Annotated in this window: 3 protein-coding genes; all 3 read right to left on the bottom strand. The window is 36.9% G+C overall.

Annotated elements, in window-relative coordinates; genetic code table 11:
• A partial coding sequence (locus ACKPEB_RS07005; protein WP_408964144.1) for an XdhC family protein occupies window positions 1-240 on the bottom strand: 240 nt, incomplete at its 3' end.
• A 60-nt stretch (window positions 241-300) separates the two neighbouring features.
• A complete protein-coding gene (gene xdhB, locus ACKPEB_RS07000; protein WP_408964143.1) occupies window positions 301-2631 on the bottom strand; it encodes a xanthine dehydrogenase molybdopterin binding subunit in 2331 nt (776 codons plus the stop codon).
• Between the two features lie 101 nt (window positions 2632-2732).
• Window positions 2733-3439 (bottom strand): FAD binding domain-containing protein (locus ACKPEB_RS06995; RefSeq protein WP_408964142.1); only part of this gene is annotated, 707 nt, incomplete at its 5' end.

Here is a 3439-nt window from a genome sequence, read left to right as displayed (position 1 = left end):
GGATAAATCAATTTCAACCCATTGTTTTTCTCCTGTTTTTAAAACCTCTTTAGCTTGCTGGATAACTTTTGCTTCCCCAGCACCCCCACCAATGGTATTAAATGTACGACCATCCTCACAAATAATCATTTTTGCTCCTTGTTCTCTCGGAACTGAACCTCGAACACGGGTCACGGTTGCAACCACAGCAGCACCTTGATTTAATACCTGAATCAGTTGTTGATAAAATTGAATTTTCATGCAGTTAAAAAGGCGAGTGATGAAAAGGAAATTTTAGGAAAAAACAGGATAAATTACCGATTAAATCAATGGATTCTCCCCAATATTTACTGATTTTAATTGTACCTTTTCAATGGCATTTAAAATCGCTTCTGGTGTCGCCGGAGAAGCTAAGAAAATAGAATCAGTATGACCAAAGGCTGCGATCGCATCTCGGATGGCTTCCCTCACGGATATTGCTAACATAAAAGGGGGTTCTCCGACGGCTTTACTTCCATAAATTACGCCATCTTGTGCAGCTTTTTTTAATAAATAAACGTTAAAATTTTTAGGAATTTCTTTAATTGTCGGAATTTTATAGGTACTGGGGGCAAAAGTTTTCAATCTTCCCTGTGCATCCCAGACTAATTCTTCCATCGTTAACCACCCCATTCCTTGTACAAACCCTCCCTCAATTTGCCCCTGATCAATTAATGGATTTAATGATTCTCCCACATCTTGAACAATATCCACTTGTCGCAGTTTAAACGTTCCTGTAAAACCATCAATTTCTACTTCACTCACCGCTGCTCCATAGGCATAATAATAAAAAGGTCTACCTTGACCAATTTTGGGATCATAATAAATATTAGGGGTGCGATAATAACCCGTTGCTGATAAACTAACTCGTTGATGATACGCCTGTTTAATGAGTTCATTAAAGGCTATTTTTTGAATCGGATAACTTTTGCAATAAACCCAATCTTCTTCAAAAATTAACTCTTGAAAGTCATCTATATTTAATACTTTAGCTGCCACTTCTGCTAATCGTTGTTTCACAATTTCACAGGCATTTTTAACCGCTTGACCGTTTAAATCTGAACCACTGGAAGCGGCTGTGGCTGAGGTATTGGGGATTTTATCGGTACTGGTAGGCATGATTCTAAATCGTTTAATATTGACCCCTAAAGCTTGTGAAGCCACTTGTAACATTTTTGTTTGTAAACCTTGACCCATTTCTGTACCGCCATGATTGAGTTGAATACTCCCATCCTGGTAAATTAAAATTAAAGCACCCGCCTGATTATATTCAGTTTTTGTAAAAGAAATACCAAATTTAACCGGAGTAATCGCTAACCCTCGTTTTTGATAATCATGATTTTGATTAAATTCAAAAATTTCTCGTTTTCTGTTTTCAAAATTTGACTTAATTTTTGTTTCATCCCAAACCCGTAAAATTCGATTATCAAAAATTTCTTGACCGTAATGGGTGGTATTCGTTTCTCCTTCTCCGTGATAAAAATTACGTTCTCGGATAATTTCAGGCGGTAAACTTAATTTCCGTGCAATTTGATCAATAATCTCTTCAATAATTACCATCCCCTGTGGCCCCCCAAATCCGCGAAAAGCGGTATTAGAAACTTTATTTGTTTTTACCACTTGTCCGCGAACTTCTAAGTTAGGAATATAATAACAATTATCGATATGAAACATTGCTCGTTGCATAATGGGGAAGGATAAATCGACACTCCAACCGCCATCAGAATATAAATCTAAATCTAAAGCTAACAGTTGACCGTATTTGTTAAAACCGACTTGATATTTTGCTAAAAAAGGATGTCGTTTTCCAGTGGTAATCATATCTTGATCTCGTTTGAGTCTAACTCTCGCTGGACATCCGGTTTTATAAGCAGCTAAAGCGGCAATGGCTGCGGTGGGGTTTGCTTGGGTTTCTTTTCCTCCAAACCCGCCTCCCATCCTTAAACAAGTGACAACAATTTGATTGCGAGAAATGCCTAAAACTTCGGAAATAATTGCTTGGGTTTCGCTAGGATGTTGAGTAGAAGAATACACTTGATAACCGTCTTCAAGATTAGGAATAACCCAAGCTACTTGTGTTTCTAAATAAAAATGATCTTGACCTTGGATTTCAATATTTCCCGTTAAAATAAAATCAGATTCCTGCAAAGCCGTTGCGGCATTTCCCCGACGCATAATATTTTTATCCCCATGAACACTCTGATTTTGAATAGCATCCTGAATGGTTAAAATAGGCGTTAAAGGTTCATAGTCAATTTTAATAGTTTCTGCTGCGATTTGAGCCGCACGTTCTGTTTCTGCAACTACCCAAACCACAGGTTGACCCCAATAATTAATTTCATCCTGGGGTAATAAAATCTCATCATGTTTAATCGTTCCTGTATTATTAATTCCTGGGATATCTTCAGCCGTTAACAGTGTAACAAACCCTGGAATATTATTCAGATTTGCAGTATCAATCTTTAATATTTTTGCCTTGGTATATGGGGATAAAACAGGCCATAAATATAACATTCCACTTGGGAGTCGTTGGTCATCGGTATAAATTGCTTTTCCGCTAACATGACCAACAGCACTTTCATGGGGTTTAGATTTAGAATTTTCTTTCATCATTTTACGGTTAAATAATATAGTAAATCTAAATGTTTGTGATCAAAATCTGTAGGGGTTGGGTATCCCAACCCAAGTGCAAAGAGGGTTAGGATACCTCACCCCTACCCGAACATATTACAACCCAGGTTAGGAGAAAATTCAATAAAAAACTTTTCAAATAAATTAGCAACTAATCGTTTACGATAGTCTGCACTTCCTCGCAAATCAGTTAAAGGATTAAACGTATCTTTTAACAAAACTTTTGCAGTTTTAATCGTCGCATGATTCCAAGGTTTTCCGATTAACATTGTTTCAATATTCATCGCTCGAATAGGGATAGCTGCTACTCCACCATAGGCAAGTCTGGCATGAATAATCGTATTATTAATATCTAAATCAATCGTAAACGCTGCGGAAACAATACTAATATCATCGGTTCCTCGTTTTCCGATTTTATAGGATTGACTTAAACGAACAATACCATTATCAGTTCTATTTTTAGGAATAATAATAGACACAATTACTTCTTGAGGTTGCAATTCCGTTTGACGATAACTTTTAAAAAAATCAGCAATGGAAATAATTCGTTCTCCCGTTAAACTTGCTAACCGCAGTTTAGCATCTAAAGATAATAAAACAGGCGCTAAATCTCCAATAGGAGAAGCCGTCGCAATATTCCCTCCAATTGTAGCTCGGTTGCGAATTTGTCGAGCCGCAAACCAAGATAACATTTCATCCAAACTAGGGAATATTCCCTTTAAGTTTTCTTCAAGATGACTCAAAGGAATTGCAGCCCCAATTTCTACATCCTCTGAAGTTTGTTTAAGTT

The sequence above is a fragment of the Planktothrix sp. genome (assembly GCF_046067725.1).
GTDB lineage: Bacteria > Cyanobacteriota > Cyanobacteriia > Cyanobacteriales > Microcoleaceae > Planktothrix.
Note: the sequence above shows the minus strand (reverse complement) of the source record. Positions and strands in the feature narration are given on the sequence as shown.

Coding starts and splice junctions, on each gene's coding strand:
- xdhB (WP_408964143.1), bottom strand. CDS start 2,631: ATGATGAAAGAAAATTCTAAATCTAAACCCCATGAAAGTGCTGTTGGT.